The organism is Natrinema amylolyticum, assembly GCF_020515625.1.
GTDB classification, from domain to species: domain Archaea; phylum Halobacteriota; class Halobacteria; order Halobacteriales; family Natrialbaceae; genus Natrinema; species Natrinema amylolyticum.
The window spans coordinates 1,982,574-2,000,735 of record NZ_JAIWPJ010000001.1; the positions used below are offsets into that span (position 1 = coordinate 1,982,574).

The 18,162-nt window shown below is 65.0% G+C and carries 17 protein-coding genes and 1 pseudogene; 10 read left to right on the top strand and 8 right to left on the bottom strand.

Annotation, left to right across the window (positions count from 1 at the left end; genetic code table 11):
- Positions 1–156: 156 nt before the first annotated feature.
- Positions 157–684, top strand: coding sequence for a PadR family transcriptional regulator (locus tag LDH66_RS09790; protein ID WP_226480866.1), 528 nt, complete (start codon positions 157–159; stop codon positions 682–684).
- 20 nt (positions 685–704) lie between these two features.
- Here the strand turns inward: LDH66_RS09790 and LDH66_RS09795 are convergent, their stop codons facing one another.
- The 4 genes from LDH66_RS09795 to LDH66_RS09810 all read right to left on the bottom strand — a co-directional run bounded on the left by LDH66_RS09795 (position 705) and on the right by LDH66_RS09810 (position 6,303).
- A complete protein-coding gene (locus tag LDH66_RS09795; protein WP_226480867.1) occupies positions 705–2,543 on the bottom strand; it encodes a site-2 protease family protein in 1,839 nt (612 codons plus the stop codon).
- Positions 2,544–2,608: 65 nt separating this feature from the next.
- Positions 2,609–4,372, bottom strand: coding sequence for a lysine--tRNA ligase (gene lysS, locus LDH66_RS09800; protein WP_226480868.1), 1,764 nt, complete (start codon positions 4,370–4,372; stop codon positions 2,609–2,611).
- Entirely contained in the window at positions 4,369–5,094 is a 726-nt protein-coding gene (pyrH, locus tag LDH66_RS09805; RefSeq protein WP_226480869.1) for a UMP kinase, read from the bottom strand. Before pyrH ends, lysS begins: the two co-directional genes overlap by 4 nt.
- A gap of 123 nt (positions 5,095–5,217) precedes the next feature.
- Entirely contained in the window at positions 5,218–6,303 is a 1,086-nt protein-coding gene (locus LDH66_RS09810; RefSeq protein ID WP_226480870.1) for a CapA family protein, read from the bottom strand.
- 194 nt (positions 6,304–6,497) lie between these two features.
- Here LDH66_RS09810 and LDH66_RS09815 point away from each other — a divergent pair, with 194 nt between their 5' ends.
- The 3 genes from LDH66_RS09815 (at position 6,498) to LDH66_RS09825 (ending at position 9,345) form a co-directional block, all read left to right on the top strand.
- A complete protein-coding gene (locus LDH66_RS09815; RefSeq protein ID WP_226480871.1) occupies positions 6,498–7,337 on the top strand; it encodes a molybdopterin synthase in 840 nt (279 codons plus the stop codon).
- A gap of 250 nt (positions 7,338–7,587) precedes the next feature.
- Positions 7,588–7,833 carry a DUF7123 family protein gene (locus LDH66_RS09820; protein ID WP_226480872.1) on the top strand — a complete coding sequence of 82 codons (246 nt, stop codon included), beginning with the start codon at positions 7,588–7,590 and terminating at the stop codon, positions 7,831–7,833.
- Positions 7,834–8,181: 348 nt separating this feature from the next.
- Positions 8,182–9,345 carry a site-2 protease family protein gene (locus LDH66_RS09825; protein WP_226480873.1) on the top strand — a complete coding sequence of 388 codons (1,164 nt, stop codon included), beginning with the start codon at positions 8,182–8,184 and terminating at the stop codon, positions 9,343–9,345.
- 37 nt (positions 9,346–9,382) lie between these two features.
- Here LDH66_RS09825 and thiL read toward each other — a convergent pair whose 3' ends face one another.
- On the bottom strand, positions 9,383–10,261 hold the full coding sequence (gene thiL, locus LDH66_RS09830) for a thiamine-phosphate kinase (RefSeq protein ID WP_226480874.1): 879 nt from the start codon (positions 10,259–10,261) through the stop codon (positions 9,383–9,385).
- A 97-nt stretch (positions 10,262–10,358) separates the two neighbouring features.
- Between thiL and LDH66_RS09835 the strand changes: the two genes are divergently transcribed.
- The 5 genes from LDH66_RS09835 (at position 10,359) to LDH66_RS09855 (ending at position 13,967) form a co-directional block, all read left to right on the top strand.
- Positions 10,359–10,814, top strand: a complete 456-nt coding sequence (locus LDH66_RS09835; protein WP_226480875.1) for a 30S ribosomal protein S19e — start codon at positions 10,359–10,361, stop codon at positions 10,812–10,814.
- Positions 10,815–10,911: 97 nt separating this feature from the next.
- Positions 10,912–11,259, top strand: coding sequence for a DNA-binding protein (locus tag LDH66_RS09840; protein ID WP_138243784.1), 348 nt, complete (start codon positions 10,912–10,914; stop codon positions 11,257–11,259).
- Positions 11,259–11,849, top strand: coding sequence for a DUF7411 family protein (locus LDH66_RS09845; RefSeq protein ID WP_226480876.1), 591 nt, complete (start codon positions 11,259–11,261; stop codon positions 11,847–11,849). The genes LDH66_RS09840 and LDH66_RS09845 overlap by 1 nt, the downstream gene beginning before the upstream one ends.
- Before the next feature lie 153 nt (positions 11,850–12,002).
- Positions 12,003–13,301 carry a histidine--tRNA ligase gene (gene hisS, locus LDH66_RS09850; protein ID WP_226480877.1) on the top strand — a complete coding sequence of 433 codons (1,299 nt, stop codon included), beginning with the start codon at positions 12,003–12,005 and terminating at the stop codon, positions 13,299–13,301.
- Positions 13,302–13,433: 132 nt separating this feature from the next.
- The gene (locus LDH66_RS09855) at positions 13,434–13,967 is read left to right on the top strand and encodes a DoxX family protein (RefSeq protein ID WP_226480878.1); all 534 of its coding nucleotides are present in this window, start codon (positions 13,434–13,436) and stop codon (positions 13,965–13,967) included.
- 14 nt (positions 13,968–13,981) lie between these two features.
- On the opposite strand, the gene LDH66_RS09860 is transcribed toward LDH66_RS09855, so the two are convergent.
- A complete protein-coding gene (locus LDH66_RS09860) occupies positions 13,982–14,194 on the bottom strand; it encodes a hypothetical protein (protein WP_226480879.1) in 213 nt (70 codons plus the stop codon).
- A gap of 128 nt (positions 14,195–14,322) precedes the next feature.
- Between LDH66_RS09860 and LDH66_RS09865 the strand changes: the two genes are divergently transcribed.
- Positions 14,323–15,807, top strand: a complete 1,485-nt coding sequence (locus tag LDH66_RS09865; RefSeq protein ID WP_226480880.1) for a sulfatase family protein — start codon at positions 14,323–14,325, stop codon at positions 15,805–15,807.
- Between the two features lie 169 nt (positions 15,808–15,976).
- On the opposite strand, the gene LDH66_RS09870 is transcribed toward LDH66_RS09865, so the two are convergent.
- Together LDH66_RS09870 and LDH66_RS23295 are read right to left on the bottom strand one after the other, a co-directional pair.
- Positions 15,977–16,873, bottom strand: a complete 897-nt coding sequence (locus tag LDH66_RS09870) for a DUF7958 family protein (RefSeq protein WP_425492901.1) — start codon at positions 16,871–16,873, stop codon at positions 15,977–15,979.
- Positions 16,870–18,123: pseudogene (locus LDH66_RS23295) on the bottom strand (eCIS core domain-containing protein). The gene LDH66_RS09870 and the pseudogene LDH66_RS23295 overlap by 4 nt, the downstream one beginning before the upstream one ends.
- Between the last annotated feature and the right edge of the window lie 39 nt (positions 18,124–18,162).

Sequence of the window (18,162 nt, forward strand, 5' to 3'; positions counted from 1 at the left end):
GACCGCTAAGAAGGACCGGGTTTCGCCCCGATCCGCTGGCGCTACCGGTGTCGGTCCGTCGTCCGGCGGATCGCCGAACTCGTCGCTGCTCGCCAGTTCGCCGTGTTCGGACGTGACCGAAACGCTTTACGTCTATCCGTTTAACGGACCAGCCGTATGCGGAAAAGTGGGCCGCCGAAAGGACTCATCGCCTATCTCGTCCTCGAACTCCTCGAGGAGAAGCCCCGGTACGGCTACGAGATTCTCAAGGAGATCCGCGAGATCAGCGGCGGTCACTGGGAGCCGTCCTACGGGTCGGTCTATCCGATCCTCTACAAGTTCGAGGAGAAGGGCTGGGCCGAGCGCATCGAGCGCGAGGACGAACCCGACCGGAAGTACTTCGAGCTCACGGACGACGGGCGCGCGGAACTCGAGGAGCGCCGCGAGAGCGGCTCGGAGAAGGCCCGGGACTTCGCGGACGTCATCCTCGGCTTTTTTCACGTCTACGCGGCCTTCTCGACGGACGATCGGTTCGAAATCCCGGAGATGGAGGGAGAGTGGTGTTTCGACGAGGAGTTCAGCCGATGGGTCGTCGAACAGGTCGTGCGCCACTACGAACACTACTTCGAGACCGAGTTCGAACGCATCGAGGAGACGCCCGAGGAATTTTACGACCGCCACGGGATCGATCCCGACGACTCGTAAGCCGCCGCTGGAGCCGATTCTCAGCCCAGCAGTTGCGGGCCGAACAGCAGGAGGACGAAGCTCACGAGCATCGTCACCCCGATCGCCGTCGTTACCATGCGGACCATTCCGCGGGTCGCGTCGACCGGTAGCCGAGAGACGATCGCTTCGGTGCTCGTCCGGAGGATGTGGCCGCCGTCGAGCGGGAACGCCGGGATGCAGTTGAAAAAGCCCAGTTGGACGTTGATCCAGCCGGTCCAGAACAGCAGGTTCGCGAGGAGGAAGACGGTCCCGTCTCCGAGTGCACCGAGCATCCCCTGGACTTCGTAGAAGTTCTGAATCCCGCCGGTGAAGCCGGCGAAATTGAACGGCATCGCACCGCTGACGCCGATAACCGGCAACATGAGCGCGATTCCGATCTTCCCGAGGAAGCTCCCGGTGATCGGACCGAACCGCGTCTCGCCGTCGCCGCCGAGCAGTCCCAGATACTCGCTCGCGGGATAGAGCTGCACGCCGATATCGTTCACCGCGACGCCGGACATCCCCTGATGACCTTGAATCCCGAGGAACCCGCTATCGGATCGCGGATGCTCGTCGAGCGTGACTGTGTACGTCTCGCGTTCGTCGCCGACGTACCCCGCGACCTCGACCTGCTGGTCGGGCTCGCTGTCCTCGAGCAGGGCGGCGAGATCCTCGTAGTTCTGTACCCGTTCGCCGTCGAAGCGGGTAATGACGAAGGTCTCGTCGGTCGGGCCCGTCTCGCGCTCGAGGGGGCCGTCTGCGGCGACGGTCACCGCCGCGCCGACGGTCACCTCGCGCTCGATCCGATCGTCGCCGTCCGCGGGCTCGATCGTCAGCGTGACCCGCTCGCTGTCGCCGACGGCATCGTAGAAGCCGCGTTCGGTCGCGACGGTCCGGCCGTCGACCGCGCGGATCTTGTCACCGACGGCGAGCCCCGTCGGTCCGTTTTCCAGCGCCGTCGTCACGAGCAGCGACCGATCGACGGTCTCCGTGCGCTCGCCGTTGAGTTCGACGCTCACCTGCTCGCCGTCGACGGCCTCGAGCCGGTTCGCGAGGTCGTCGTTGCCCTCGACTGCAGTGCCGTTGATCGCCGTAATACGGTCGTTCGGCTCGATTCCGGCGTCGGCCGCGGGCGAGTCGGGAGCGACGCCGCCGACGGCGGCACCGGGCGCGACGCCGATCGCGCCGACGACCGGGCCGAACAGGAGGGCGAAGGCCAGCAGCGTGATCGCGAAGTTGTTCGTGACGCCGGCCGCGAACATCCGCGTCTGGCCGCCCCGCGAGGCCGACTTGCTGCTCTCCTGGTCCGGTTCGACGAACGCACCGATGGGGAGGAACGCGAGCATCGCGACCCCCATCGAGTCGATATCGATGTCCTCAACGCGACAGAGCAGTCCGTGGCCACCCTCGTGGACGACGAGTCCGACGAGCAGCCCGAAGACGATACCGGGCGTCGCCGACAGCGGCAGAAAGTCGTTGACTCCGGGGATGACGAGAACGTTGTGGGGCTGTCTAGCGGGCGAACTCGCCGGCTGTGGCGAGGAGAGAGCGACCATCGCCACGCGAATCAGCACCGCGAACATGCTGATCATCACGACGATCGCGATGCCGACGCCGAAGTTCGACCACGCCCGCCAGAAGCGCTTCGGTCGCGCGAGCCGGTCGAGAAGCGCCCGGCCGCGTTTCGTGTGGAACGTGAGAATCGGCCCCTGGGTCCCGATATAGTCGGGGAGATACCCCCCGTTTCGGAGCCCGACGACCGCGAGCCAGTAGAGGAGAAGCCCGATCAGAACCCACGTGAGGAGTTCAGAGCCGTAGATTGCGGGCGGCGAGACGACAGCGAGAGAGCCGTGATCCATCGATACTATCTCCGGGCGGCGTTCTCAAATGACTTTTGTCTATTCGGCCGGCCGTTCGGTCCCGCTCAGCGCTCCCGGCGCAGTCGCCCGACGACGAACTCCCGGTCGACCTTCGCGAGGAACGGCCCGAGCTTCGGGCCCTGCTCCTCGTCGAAGAACAGCCGGTATCCGGCCCCGAAGAAGTCGCCGACGTCGACATTGTTGCGCTTTGCGGCCTCGTAGATCTCACCCTGAATGTCCTCGGGATCGTGGCCCTCCTCGATGAAATCGGCCAGTTCCGCGAGCGCGGCCTCGGTGTCGGCATCGAACTCGTGATCCGGAATCTCGGTTCGCTTGAGCTCGTAATCGAACTCGTTGCCCGTCCGGCGCGCCCAATTGCGGGCCTGTTCGACCCGCTCTAGGGCACCCTCGACGGCCCACTCCGGCGCGTCGTCGGGAATGTGTCCTTCACGGCGGGCGATCTCCTCGCGCAGGTCGGGGTCATCGGTCATCCCGAGCACCGCGGCGAAGGTGTAGGGAAGCCGAATCCGCTCTTCGCGCGGCTCCTCGACCACGAACGGGTAGACGCGCTCGGCGAACGCCTGCTCGTCCTCGCTGGCATCGATCTCGCCGAAATAGGTCGCCTCGAGCCGGTCGAACTCATCGACCAGCTGGTCCAATCGCTCGATGCTGAAGTCCCGGGCCTTCGCGGGGTCCTTCGCGAAGAAGTAGCGCAGGACCTCCGGCTCGAGCAGTTCGAGGACGTCCGAGACCAGAATCACGTTCCCCTCGGAGGAGGAGAACGGCTCGCCCTCGAGCGTGAACCACTCGTAGACCATCGGGACCGGCGGCTCGATCTCGAGGACGGTGCGCGCGACGTCCTGTCCGCTGGGCCAGGAGCCCTCGGCGTGGTCCTTGCCGAAGGGTTCGAAGTCGACGCCGAGGAGCTGCCATTGGGCGGGCCACTCGAAGCGCCAGGGGAGTTTCCCCTCGCGAAGCGTCGCGGTGCCCTCGTGGCCGCAGCCGTCGATCGTCTGGTCGCCGGCGTCCATGTCGGTACAGCGGTAGTCGACGGTCGGCTCTGTCTCGCGGGTCGCTTCGCTCCCCGCTCGATCGTCCGAGGCGCTTTGCGCCTCCCCATCCAGATCGACGCTCGTCACCGTCTCGGTGATCTTCCCGCACTCCTCACAGATCGGGTTGAACGGCACGTAATCACCGTTCTCGTCGACCGTGTCCTGATACTTCGAGAGGACCTCGCGTGCGCGCTCCCGGTGCTCGAGGACGAAGCGCGTCACGTCCTCGAACTCGCCGGACTCGTAGAGCTCCGTGTTCGAGACGAGGTCGATCGGCACGTCGACGGCGTCGGCGCTGTCCTGGATGATCGTCGAGAAGTGGTCGCCGTAGGAGTCACAGCAGCCGAAGGGGTCCGGGATGTCGGTGTAGGGCGCGCCGAGGTTGCGGCCGAGCGCGCCGGCGTCGACCTCGCCGAGATCGACGAGGTTCCCCTCGAGGTCACAGAGAGTCCGCGGGAGCTTCCGGAGGGGGTCGCGGTCGTCGGCGGTGAAGACCTGCCTGACCTCGTGGCCCCGGTCGCGCAACACTTCGGCGACGAAGTAGCCGCGCATGATCTCGTTGACGTTACCGAGGTGCGGAACTCCGGAGGGCGAGATGCCGCCCTTGACGACGATCGGCGCTTCGGGATTCCGCTCTTCCACTCGGTCGGCGACCGTATCGGCCCAGAACGCGTGTCGCGTCTCGCTCGCCTCGTCGCTCTGGAGCGTATAGGGACTGATAGCGGCCGACTCCGCCACGTCTTCGGTTTCTCCGTCGGCGTTTCCGTCGGCACTCATCGTTCGTCGGCCGCCCAGTAGGTCGGTTCCGCGCCGGCACCCTCCGGAACGATGTCCGTCCCCTCGTGATCGCCGTGGCGGACGGCGCGGGCGATCCGGTCGGGATCGGTGCCGTCGAGCACGATCGTCCGCATGCCGGAGCGCTCGATGATCTTGGCCGCCAGCAGATCGACGGGTGCCGAGGCCCCGGCGTTCATCTCGAGGCCGGCGATGGCGTCGACCAGGTCCGCGGCGGAGAGACTGTCGTACTTGGTCGCGTCGTCGTCCTCGTTCGGATCGGCGCTGTAGACGCCGGGGACGCTCGTGGCGTAGATAAGCAAGTCGGCGTCGATGTACTCCGCGAGGGCGGCCCCGACCGCGTCGGTCGTCTGCGCCGGCGCGACCCCGCCCATGATACAGATGTCGTCACGGCGGAGTGCCTCGCTCGCCTCTTCGTAATTGAGCGCAGGAGCGGTCACGGACTCTTCGCTCAGCGCGGCGATCAGCAAGCGTGCGTTGAGTCGCGTGACGTCGATCCCGAGCTGATCGAGTTCGATTTCGTTCGCTCCGAGGTCTCGAGCGGCCCCGATATACTCGCGAGCGACGCCGCCGCCCCCGACGACGGCACCGATCCGACACCCCTCCGCGATGAGGTCTTCGATGACGGCCGCGTGCTCGGCCACCCGATCCGCGCCGGGCTCGGGCACGAGGACGCTACCGCCGATAGAGACGACCACTTTCATACTACACCGGTGTAGCGGAGTTGCTATCTTAAGGGTTGTCAACTGCCCGGACGGCGTGGTGACACACCGCTCGAGCCCCGGTCGGGCGTTCGATTTCCGTCCTCGCGAACCCGGCTCTCGCCCTCACTCCTCGAGCGAGAGGACCAGCGCGTCACCGTCGCGGTCGAACTCGGTCCCGAACGGAGCCGATAGCTCCCGCATCCGCTCGCGGGACCACGCGGCGGCCTCCGGGCCGGCCTCGTGGACCGCACAGCCGTCGATCTCGGTCGGGTGCAACCGGAGTTCGGTCGGCCGGCCGTCGGGCGTCACCGCGAGGGCGAACAGGAAGCTCCGGTCGTTTCGCAACTCCTCGTCGACTCGGTAGTCGTCGACGAAGTCGCCCGCGTCGTAGATGATCGGACTGCCCTCGTGAACCTCGATCCCCTGGAAGACGTGGGCGCTGTGGCCGTGGATCACGTCGACGCCGTTCTCGATCAGCCAGCGGCCGAACTCGCGGAACGACTCCGGCGGCTCGGTGACCATGTTCGGCCCCCAGTGCAGCGAGGCGACCAGCAGGTCCGGGTTCGTCTCGCGTGCGCGCTCGAGGACCTCCTGCACGCGCCGTCTCGTCTCCGGGTCGTCGACGTCGTCGTCGGACCGCGTCCGACTGCGCGAGTCGCGTCGCGACTCGTCGATTTCGATCCGGGCCGTTCCCGGCGACTCCTCGTCGGCGGCGTACTCCGGCGTGTTGTCGGTAAACGAGACGACCGCCGCGTCGAGTCCGCCGTCGCCGTCTGCGCGCGATCTCTCGCTATCCGTCTCAGACCGGTGGATCGTTCGCACCGCCGGCTCGAGCGCTTCGTCTCTCGTCTCGCCCGCACCCGCGTGAGCGATTCCGGCGTCGTCGAGCGCGGCGATCGTGTCCCGTAGCGCCACTTCCTCGTAGTCGAGCACGTGGTTGTTCGCCAGCGCACAGACGTCGACGCCCGCTTCCTCGAGGGCGGGTATCGCCCAGTCGGGGTCGGCCCGGAAATGAAACGGGCGGTGCGTGCGCTGCCACTCCCGCCCGCGGGTCGAGAGCACGCACTCGAGGTTGATCACCAGCCCGTCCAGCGCCCGGAGTCGCTCGAGCACGGTCCCCCAGACGGCGTCGACCGACCGGCCGCGCTGGCGGTCGTCGACGAGCCGCCCGAGCATCACGTCGCCCGTGAAGCCGATTCGGAGGGGCATATCGAACGTTCGCGGTGCACGTTCAAAATCCTGGGTCCCGTCGTCGGACCGGCTTCCGGCGTGCGATAGCCGGCCGGCCGCGGCTCCGTCGGGTGGGACTGAAAGGGGCGCGGCCGAGCGGGAGCATCGCGACCGCTCGGCCGCGGGGCTTTCCGGGCGACAGCTACAAAGTCCGACCCGACCATAGCTCGCACATGCACGTACTCGGTGTTCGCGAGGCGGGAGCCGACGACGGGGCGCTCGAGTCGGTCGTCGACCGGGTCGTCGATCGGCTCGCCGAGCGGGGGCGCGTCGGCGTCGTCAGATACGATGCGACGATCGCGGACGGGACGCACGCGCGCGAATCGACAACGACAACGCTCGGGGGCGACGTCACCTACGATCTCGGCGTCGACGGCGACTGGACCGCGTCCGGGACGGGGATGTCCGTCGGCGACGCGCTCGATAGCCTGGCGACCGACTGCGAGTATGCGGTCGTCGTCGGCGTACCGTCGCTCCAGTACCCCTCGATCGTCGTCGGACCGTCCGCCGCTGCCGAGGACGGGGAGACGGTTATCGCCGCCGTCGACGGTCCCAGTGACCTCGAGCTCGACGAGGTCGTGACGGCTCTCGAGGAGGCCGAGCCCCACCAGAGCCTTGAGTCGCTGGTCGCTCGCGTCAAACGATCGCCGCGGGCCGACCGGGCGGGCGCGATCGCGACCTTCACCGGCCGGGTCCGCGCGAAGGACAGCGCGGACGACGCGCCGACCCAGTACCTCGAGTTCGAGAAGTACGAGGGCGTCGCCGACGAGCGAATGGCGGCCCTGGAGACGGATCTCGAGGCTCGAGACGGTATTTTCGAGGTCGAACTCTATCACCGGACGGGGATCGTCGAGGACGGCGAGGACATCGTCTTCGTGGTCGTGCTCGCGGGCCACCGCGAGGAGGCGTTTCGAACCGTCGAAGACGGGATCAACCGGCTGAAAGACGAGGTCCCGCTGTTCAAGAAGGAAGTGACGGTCGAGGACGAGTTCTGGGTCCACGAGCGATCCTGATCGTTACATTCGGTCGTCCACTCGCCGGAAATAGCGAAACGGTCTGTGAAGACGATATTGAATTGACCATTACGATTAGAACGAAAATAATGAGTTAGATCGTATTTTAAAACGTCTCCGAGGTCCTGAGCAATCTATAAATAGTCTCTTAATAGTGAATAAAAGATCTCTTACCCCCCAAATAGCTGAACACAATCGAAACGCCGCTAATCATCCTCCCTTTATAACATATATCCCCGTCAACGGATGGATGTCGATGAGCACGACAGCCCAATCCTCCACGGAAAGCAAGGAACGCCGCCTGAAACGCTACCTGCGCGAACGTGCTGAAGACGGTGAGATGTACTTCAAAGGCAAGTTCATCGCGGACGATGTCGGCATGTCCCCCAAAGAGATCGGCGCGATGATGGTCAAGCTCTCGGACTCCGCCACTGACCTCGAGATCGAGAAGTGGTCGTACACGAGCGCGACCACGTGGCGAGTCGCACCCGCCTGATCGCCGCTCGCGTATCGCGTGTCGATCCGCTCGAGCGATCGTCCCCGCACCCCGCTCTCCCCGCGCCGTGCGTCACCGACGCTATCCGGTGCGGCCCGCCCTGAAATGAGACGGGTCCACGCTGACGTCGCGTCCGAGTGTCCGTCACTGCGGGCACGATGACTAAAACTGCTCACACCGTCACGCAGCAGCCGTGTGATCGGGTGTGTACCGATTTTAGCGGTCTCATCGCTTTCTGTAGTGTCGTCGTCGAACGCCGGAGTATCGACGCTGCGAGCCGCTGCTCGAGAAACGGCCGGCCCTGCCGACGGCAGTCGATTTATACCCGGTGGCGGTGAACCTCCGGTGATGGAGGACATCGATCGGTCCGGATTCGAGACGGCGAGCCGCAGCGGGCGCTCGCCCGAGGACGGGCCCCCGATCGATCGCATTGAATCGGTGTTTGCGGTCTATGAGATCCGGCGAGAGGACGGCCGGATAGTGTACTACGGCGACCCGTTGACGCGTCCCGAGCGGGTGATGCGAGAGCTCTGGTCGGACTTCCACGAGCGCGGGTACGACGCCGAACTCGAGACGCGCCACGGTGAGTACGTCCTCGTCGCCGAGCCGACCAGCGTCGGGATCGACGGGATTCCGTGGACGAACGTACTCCTGTTGCTCGCGACGGTCGTCTCGACCCTGTTCGTGGGCGCGTGGTGGTGGTACCCGTCGCTCGATCCGTTCGCGAATCCGATCGAAACCGTCCACGCGTGGCCCTTCTCGCTGGCGATTCTCGGCGTGCTCGGCGTCCACGAGATGGGACACTACGTCATGAGCCGGTACCACCGGGTGGACGCCTCGCTGCCCTACTTCATCCCGGTTCCGACGCTCATCGGGACGATGGGCGCGGTCATCAAGATGAAAGGGCGGATGCCCGACCGCAAGGCGCTGTTCGATATCGGCGTCGCCGGGCCGCTCGCAGGGTTGGTCGCAACGGTCGCCGTAACCGTGATCGGACTTCACCTGCCGCCGGTGACCGTCGATCCCGCATTACTCCAACATCCCGACGCGATTCGGATCGAGCTCGGCTATCCGCCGCTGCTCGAGTTGATCGCAGCGGGGTTCGATCAGCCGCTGTACCGGAATGACCCGGCGACGGGGGTGAACCCCGTCGTTATCGGGGCGTGGGTCGGCATGTTCGTCACCTTCCTCAATCTGATCCCGGCCGGCCAGCTCGACGGCGGGCACATCCTCCGCGCGATGGTCGGCGAGTTTCAGGAGACCATCGCGGCGCTCGTGCCGGGCGCACTGTTCGCGCTCGCTGGCTACCTCTATTACTTCCAGAACCACAGCCTCAATACGGTCTTCGTCTGGATCCTCTGGGGACTGTTGACGACGCTGTTCGCGTCGATGGGGGCGGCGACCCCCGTTCGAGACGAGCGACTGGACCCCGGCCGGATCGTTCTCGGACTCGTCACGTTCGGATTCGGCCTGCTCTGTTTCATGCCGATTCCGGTCATGATCATCGAGTGACCGATCGGGGTTCGACTCGAATCCGGGCGGTGCCGTCCTACCCGTGCGTGTAGCCGCGATTCGCGAGCACCTCGCCGTCCATCGTTATCCCGTCGACAGCGTCCCGAACCGATCCGAGCACTGACAGCGAGACGTCGGTCGTGTCTCGAACCGCCGGAAGCGCGTCTTCGGGGAGCGTCGCGACGAGTTCGAAGTCCTCGCCGAACGTCGTCGCGAGCTCCAGCGCGTCGTCGTCACCGTCGACGACGTCGCGGACGGCATCGTCGATCGGAATCCGGTCCGATTCGATCGCGAAGCCGCAGTCGCTGGCTTCGGCGAGCTGGTGGAGCGAGCGGGCGAGTCCGTCGCTCGAGTCCATCATCGCGCTCGCGTGCGGCGCGAGCGCTCGGCCGGTCGCGATTCGGGGATCGAACCGAAAGAGATCGTTCGCCCGGTCCGTGTGGCCGCGCTCGAACAGGCGGAGCGCAGCCGCGCTCCGTCCGAGCGTCCCGGTCACGCAGACGACGTCGCCGGGGCGAGCGCCGCTCCGGTGAACGGGGTCGTCGGTCCGACCGATCGCGGTCGTCGTCACGGTGAACTCGTCGTGGCCGTCGAGGTCGCCGCCGACGTACTCGGCGTCGACGCGCGCGCAGACGTCGCTCGCGCCGCGAACGAAGGCGAGCAGTTCGTCGCGGTCGAACGTCGGTGCGGCGTAGGCGGCGACCGCGGCCGTGGCCGGTGCACCCATCGCTGCCACGTCCGACAGCGACGCGCCGATGGCGCGCCAGCCGGCCGTGTATCGGGTCGTTCCGTCCGGAAAATCTGTCCGGTCGTGGAGCATGTCCGTCGTCACGACCAGTCCGTCGACGACGGCCGCGTCGTCGCCGGCCGCCTCGAGTTCGTCCGACAGGAGCCGCAGGGCGGCGCGTTCGTCCATACCCCCCGTTTCGACTCGAGGGCGAAAAACGGTCCGGGCCGCGGACGGCTGCACAGATACGATGGTCTTAAATGCCGCGGACGGAAATCACACGCCAATGGCTACGATGTACGACGTTCCGGCGGACGACCTCATCGAGGCGCTCGCCGACGATCTCTCGGATCGACTCGAGGAACCGGAGTGGGGCACGTTCGCCAAGAGCGGTGTCGCTAATGAGCTGCCACCCGAACAGGAGGACTTCTGGGCGACTCGCGCGGCGAGTCTCCTGCGGAAGGTCTCCGATCGCGGCCCCATCGGCGTCGAGCGACTCTCGACGGAGTACGGCGGTGCGAAGGGCGGCTCCAACCGCTATCGAGTCGCACCCGACAAACGCGCCGACGGCTCGAAGAACCTGATCCGGACCATCCTCCAGCAGCTCGAGGAAGAGGATCTCGTCGAGACCGCCGAGGGCGAGGGTCGCCGGATCACCGCCGAGGGACAGAGCCTGCTCGACGACACCGCCGGTCAGGTTCTCGAAGAGCTCGACCGTCCGGAACTCGAGCGCTACGCGTAAGTGGAGATCTCGTTTTCGCGTCGGTTTCACCGCCCAGAGCCATCGCTCCCGTCGTCCGTAATCATTTTCCGGCGTGGCGGACAAGTACGTGATAACAATGAGTGGCTCACCGGACGAGGAAAAACTCGAGGAACTCCGACAGAAGAAAATGGAGCAGCTACAGGACCGCGCCGAGTCCCAGGGCGAGGGCGGACAGGAAGCAGCCCAGCAGCAGGCCGAGGCCCAGAAGAAGGCCGTACTGCGCCAGCACCTGACCGACGACGCCCGCAAGCGACTCAACACGGTCAAGATGAGCAAGCCCCAGTTCGGCGAGCAGGTCGAGCGACAGGTCGTTAGCCTCGCCCGCAGCGGCCGCATTCAGGGGAAAATCGACGACGACAAGATGAAACAGCTCCTCAAAGAGCTGAAACCCGACTCCCAGAGCTTCGACATTCAGCGCCGGTAATGGAGCTCGGACTGCTCTACAGCGGTGGCAAAGACTCGACGCTCGCCGCGCTCTTGCTCGAGGAGTTTTACGACGTGACGCTGTTGACGGCCCACTTCGGCGTCAGTGACGACTGGAAACACGCCCGCGAGACGGCCGAGGCCGCCGGCTTCGACTTCGAGCGTCTCGAGTGCGACTCGGACGTCGCTCGCGAGGCCGTCGACCGGATCCGCGAGGACGGCTACCCGCGCAACGGCATTCAGCTGGTCCACCAGCACGCTCTCGAGCGGCTCGCGGGCAGAGAGTTCGATGCCATCGCCGACGGGACCCGCCGCGACGACCGCGTCCCGACGGTCTCACGGGCGCAGGCGCAGAGTCTCGAGGATCGCCACACCGTCGACTATATCGCGCCGCTGTCGGGGTTCGGCCGGTCGGCCGTCGACCGGCTGGTGGAGGCGCGACTGGACGTGACCGTCGGGCCGAGCGAGGAGATCGACAGGGCCGATTACGAGGCGGAGCTCCGGGCGCTCATCGCCGACGAAGAGGGACCGGCGGCGATCGCGGACTACTTCCCCGATCACGATCAGACGTACGTGACGAAGGTTCGCTAGCGCGGGCCGGGCGCGACTCACGGAACGATCTCCGGAACGATACCGCCGAATTGCGACTGTAAACCGTGCGACCTCCGATAGACGGAGTCGAACGGTCACGCCGACCGCCCCCGAACGAAAGGATAGAAGTTCGCCGTCCCCGAACGAGTTCCCATGTACGACCGGATCAAGGGCTTTCGTGACTTCTACCCCGGCGAGATGTCCGCGAGGCGGGCCACTATCGACGTTGTAGAGGACACGGCCCGCGAGTACGGGTTCCGCGAGATCGGAACGCCGGCGCTGGAGCGCGCCGAGATGTGGACCGATAAGAGCGGCGACGACATCGTCGACGAACTCTACGCCTTCGAGGACCAGAGCGGGCGCCACGTCACGCTGACGCCCGAACTGACGCCGACCGTCGCCCGGATGGTCGTCGCGAAACAGCAGGAGCTCTCGAAGCCGATCAAGTGGGTCTCTACGCGCCCGTTCTGGCGCTACGAGCAGGTCCAGCAGGGCCGTTACCGGGAGTTTTACCAGACCAACGTCGACATCTTCGGCTCCTCGGAGCCCGAGGCCGACGCCGAGATTCTCGCGTGGGCGGCCGACGCCCTGACCGGCCTCGGACTCACCGGCGAGCACTTCGAGTTCCGCATCTCCCACCGTGACATCCTCGGGGGCGTCCTCGAGAGCTACGACACCGACGTCGACACGGAGGCCGCGATTCGCGCGGTCGACAAGTCCGACAAGATTTCCCAGGCCGAGTATCACGACCTGCTGATCGAGGCCGGTCTGTCGGCCGAGCAGGCCGCCGAGTTCGACGACCTCATCGCCGGCGGCGATCTCGACGAAGTCGAAGCGTTCGCCGACACCGAGCGCGTGACGGCGGCCGTCGACAACCTCCAGAACGTGCTCGCCGCCGCCGAGGACTTCGGCGCTCGCGAGTACTGTACCGTCTCGCTCGAGACGGCCCGCGGGCTGGACTACTACACCGGCGTCGTCTTCGAGTGTTTCGACTCGGCCGGCGAGGTCTCCCGGTCGATCTTCGGCGGCGGTCGCTACGACGATCTCATCGAGAGCTTCGGCGGCCAGCCGACGCCCGCGGTGGGCGTCGCACCGGGTCACGCGACGCTGTCACTGCTCTGCCAGCGGGCGGGCGTCTGGCCCGACGAGGAGGTGACGACCGACTACTACGTCCTGCAGATCGGGGACACGCGAGCGGACGCGGCCCGGATCGTTCGAGAACTACGCGACCGGGGCCACGTCGTCGAGACCGATATCGCCGGTCGCTCGTTCGGCGCACAGCTCGATTACGCCGACTCGATCAACGCGGAGACGGTCGTCATCGTCGGCGAACAGGACCTCGCGAACGACGAGGTCACGATCAAGGACATGGAGTCGGGCGACCAGACGCAGGTCCCGGTCGACGAGTTCCCGGGTGACCGCGAGCGACCGACGTTCGAGGACCTCGCGTAAGCGAAGGCGTTCGGCTCGGGTATTTAAAGCCCCTCTATCGAGTGGGTGATTCGGTCCGGTTCCCCAGAATCGGGAACTGAAGGCGGTATTAACGTCTGAGAGCGCCAATCATCACTCGTGAGGTGACGACAAATGTCTACTAACGAAGCCACCGTTCAGTGGCTCGGCAGGCGGGAAGAGTTCGAGTACGCCGATTCGGTCGCCGGCTACGTGCTGGTGGTGGTGCGGCTGCTCGTCGGCTACTGGTTCCTCCACTCGGGGTGGACCAAGTTCGCGTTCGTCGCGGGAGAGCCGTTCAACGCGGCGGGCTACCTGCAGAACGCCCAATCGCCGATCGCCGGCCTCTTCGAGGTCGTTGCCGGGACACCCTGGCTGCTCGAGGTCACCAACGTGATGATCCCTGTCGGAGAGTTCTGCATCGGGCTGGGGCTCATCCTCGGGGCGCTCGTGCGGCTGGCCGCCTTCTTCGGCGGCGTCTTGATGACGTTGTTCTACCTGGGCAACGCCGACTGGGCGCATGGCTATGTCAACGGGGACCTGCTCGGGCTCCTCATGTTCGTGATCGTGGGCGTCTTCGCCGCGGGTCGAATCCTCGGCGTCGACGCCCACCTCGAGAAGACCGAGTTCGTCCGACGCCGGCCGTGGCTGCGATACCTCCTCGGCTGACGGCCGAGGGCGGGCTACCGTTTTTTCGAGGGCTCACGAACGGTTTCGGGGGCCTCGTCCGTCGCCTCCGTTCGCTCATCGGCGAGGCGCTCCTCCGCGTCGCACCGCTCGACCGGCGAGTGACCGGTCTCGACGAAGTGGTCGATCATCGCCCGACTGAGTTCGCTCTCGTCGTCCCCATCGGTCCGGTACTGCCACTCGCACTCACCACAGTACGCACTCGGCACGAGTGATCCGTCGAACGGCGCTCTAATGAACGGTAGGGTTCACACGGTAGCATCTTATTTAAGCCAGTGAGCTGACGTCCCTCACCGCAGGTCCCACCATTAACTACGGTGGCGGTGTACCTCGCCCGATGGCCGACGCTGACGCCGACACCCGTCCGAACGTCCTCTTCGTCCTCACCGATCAGGAGCGATACGACTGCAGCGCACCCGAGGGGCCACCGGTCGAGACGCCCGCGATCGATCGCCTCTCGAGCGAGGGGGTACGCTTCGACCGGGCGTTCACGCCGATCAGCATCTGCTCAAGCGCCCGCGCGTCACTGTTGACCGGGAAGTTCCCCCACGGTCACGGGATGCTGAACAACTGTCACGAGCCGGACGCGATCCGGGCGAACCTGCCCGACGACCTGCCGACGTTCTCGGAGGAACTCGTCGCGGCGGGCTACGACCTCACCTATACGGGCAAGTGGCACGCCGGCCGCGACCAGACGCCCGCCGACTTCGGCTTCTCGTATCTCGGCGGCAGCGACGAACATCACGACGACATCGACGAGGCGTTCCGCGAGTACCGCGAAGAGCGAGGGACCCCCGTGGGCGAGGCGGATCTCGCAGAGGAAATCTACACCGGCGACGATCCGAGAGACGGCTCCGAGGGGACGTTCGTCGCCGCGAAGACGTCCGTCGACGTCGAAGACACGCGAGCTTACTTCCTCGCCGAGCGGACGATCGGCGCGATCGAGGACCACGCCGACGGCGACCGGGACGTCCCCTTCTTCCACCGGGCCGACTTCTACGGTCCCCACCACCCCTACGTCGTCCCGGAGCCGTACGCCTCGATGTACGACCCCGACGAGATCGAGCCGCCGGCGAGCTACGCCGAGACCTACGACGGGAAACCGCAGGTCCAGGAGAACTATCTCGCCTACCGCGGCGTCACCGATTTCGACTGGGATCTCTGGGCCGAAGCGCTCGCGAAGTACTGGGGCTTCGTCACGCTGATCGACCACCAGCTCGAGCGGATCCTCGAGACGCTCGATGAGCGCGGACTGGCCGACGAGACGGTCGTGATCCACGCGTCGGACCACGGCGACTTCGCCGGGAGCCACCGACAGTTCAACAAGGGGCCGCTGATGTACGACGACACCTATCGCATCCCCCTGCAGGTTCGGTGGCCGGGCGTCGCCGATACGGGCGCGACCTGTGAGGTCCCGGTTCACCTCCACGACCTCGCGGCGACGTTCCTCGAGATGGCGGACGTTCCCGCCCCCGATGCGTTCGATTCCCGGAGTCTGGTGCCGATCCTCGAGAACGGCGGCGATCTGCCGACCGACGCGGAGTGGGCGGAATCGACGTTCGCGCAGTATCACGGCGACGAGTTCGGCCTCTACAGCCAGCGAATGGTCCGCACGGATCGCTACAAATACGTCTACAACGGGCCCGATATCGACGAACTGTACGATCTCGAGACAGACTCAGCGGAACTGCACAACCTGATCGACCACCCCGAATACGACGAGGTGCGACGAGACATGCGGGACCGACTGGTCGAATGGATGCATGAGACGGACGATCCGAATCGCGCGTGGGTGACGGACGTACTCGAGAACGCGCCATAGGGTCCACGGCTCACTCTCGAGCAGCGGGTGTTGGAAATAGTATCACCGGATCGCATTCTCTTTGACTCGTTGAGTAGACGGTCCAGTCTGCTCGATCAGCCGCTGGAGCAGATCCGCCGACGCCAGTTCCGTATCAGTCGTCGCTGGCCCGGTGTCAGACGGGGATTACTTACCACGGTTCCCACGACTGGATCGTCGCTTCACTGGACCAGTACTCGTCGTACAGCGAACAGAACTTCTGACACTGGAACCCCTGGTAGGTTCCCCAACCCTGTGCCCGGAACGGAACCGGCGGTTTCACGCCCATCAGCAGGAACCGATCCCGAATCTGATAGGCCAGATGCGAGACGATATAATGCTGGAAGGAGTCGACGGACGCCGGATCGAACGTCATCAGTTCGACCCGAACATCTGGCTCGCGATCGAGTGGCTGCTCGCCGTGATCGACCTGTTCGTTTCCCTGACCGTCGTTATGGAGAGTGTGTATCCCTGACACGGCCTCAATCTCGAACTCGAGGTCGTCCATCTCCTTGAGCGGAATATCGCCGTCATCTAGTGCAGGAGAATCCGCATCGCCCTCGAAGCGCCCGAGGAATTGCTCGAGGACCGGCGGCTCGAACTTGATCGGATCCGGCTCGAGATACACATCCTGCTGGTAGACGATCGCGTCGTCGGGATCGGCATCCGGGAACGGCAGGTCGACGGATGAGTCGTCATAGTGTCGCTGGAGGCGCTCCTCGAGGTCGCCGAGGTTCTCCTCGAACGTCGTCTCGGACAGCGCGGCGATCCCGAGGAGTGCCGCCATCAGTCGATCAGGGTTCTCGGTTGGCGGAACAGCGTCGTACCCTCGCTCGCGGTAGACGTGCCAGCGGGCGTAGCGGCGAGTCTGATCGACATGTTCGCACTCCTCTCGTGTTCGTAGAGCAGGATTGTCAGCGTATACTCCGCATTGATGATGTTTGATTTCGCTATTAAATTCCATTTCAATGACGTGCTCGGAATCGCTATTGTCGAGGAGATTAACCCCGACACGTTCAGTATTTTCACCAGTGATGACGGCTTTCATTGCTTCACTTCACCCGCTTTACCGACACCCATTGAATCATCCTCGAGCCAAGTACCTGCCCGAATCTCCTGTTCGATTTGTTCGGCACGTTCCTCGAGGGTTCCGTTAATCTGTCGCCAGATATTCTTTAGGTCATCAAGGCTCTTGATATCGCCTCGACGCATCTGACCGATCGTCTATTTTCCTCGTTTATCAACGTCGATTCCAGCTGCTTTGGGGCCTTTAGTGGCCAGCGCGACGAGTTGGGGAGCAGCAGTGATCTTCAGGATTTTCTTGATCGTTCCCCAGGCAACCTTGTCCCAAGTGTCGAGTTCGATGTTGCCGTTCAGCATACGCCGCTGATCGTCGGTCAGACCGATATCGTCGAGATCCTCATCGATACTGGATTTGAGATCTTGGATGTCAGACTTGAGGGACGCCTCGGACGGGAATCGTTTTGCCGTTTCCCTTGCTCCAGGTGAATTCGATGTCTGCAATTCCCGTTTTGTATCCAGATCTGCTTGCTTGTCTTGCTTTTCGATGGCCTCGTTTGCAACACCGTGGAGATGAGCCAACCGGTTTGCGTTCTGTTGCTGCCGAAATTCACTGGCCTCGCCGCTCTCGTTTTCAGCCTCGAACAGGGCGATCGCCTCGAAGAGTTTGTCCTCTGGGAGCCGCTGAACATGCACCTCCGTCCCGGCCATCCGCTGAATTCCCAGTTCTCCGCCCTGCGTCACTCGCTGGGCAGTTTCCTCCGCCTCCCGCTCTAACTGCGGATCCGGATCGATCTCGAGGCCGAGATCCTCCTGGGGCAGCATCGACACCGCACCGCCAGTCTGTTGGCGCACGTGGGCTAACTCGTGAGCCAGGACGTGCTGACCTTCCGGCGACGATGGGTCGTACTCGCCGGAATTAAACGCGACGTGATTCCCGACCGTGAACGCCCGCGCATTGATCTGCTCACAGGCCTGCGCGGCTTTTGGCCCAGTGTGAATTCGAACGTCACCCAGTGAATCACCCATCCGGTCTTCCACTGCCCGCCGGATCGACGTATCCAGCGATCGGCCGGGTGAGGAAATGACGTCTCGAACGCCCTCTGGAACCTGTGTCTCACCGGCCGCGCCGCTCTGAGCCCCGCCTTCCGCACTGCGCTGGAGTGCGCTCGAGGCACCACGACTCGGTTGGTTTCCGAGATGGGGTCCGCTGACTGTCCGAGACGGTCCCGTTCCGGTCGATTCTTTGATTCGCTGAACGCGCTCGGCAGCGCCCAACCCGCTAGTCGATGTCGGCCCGAGACTCGAGTCGGTTTG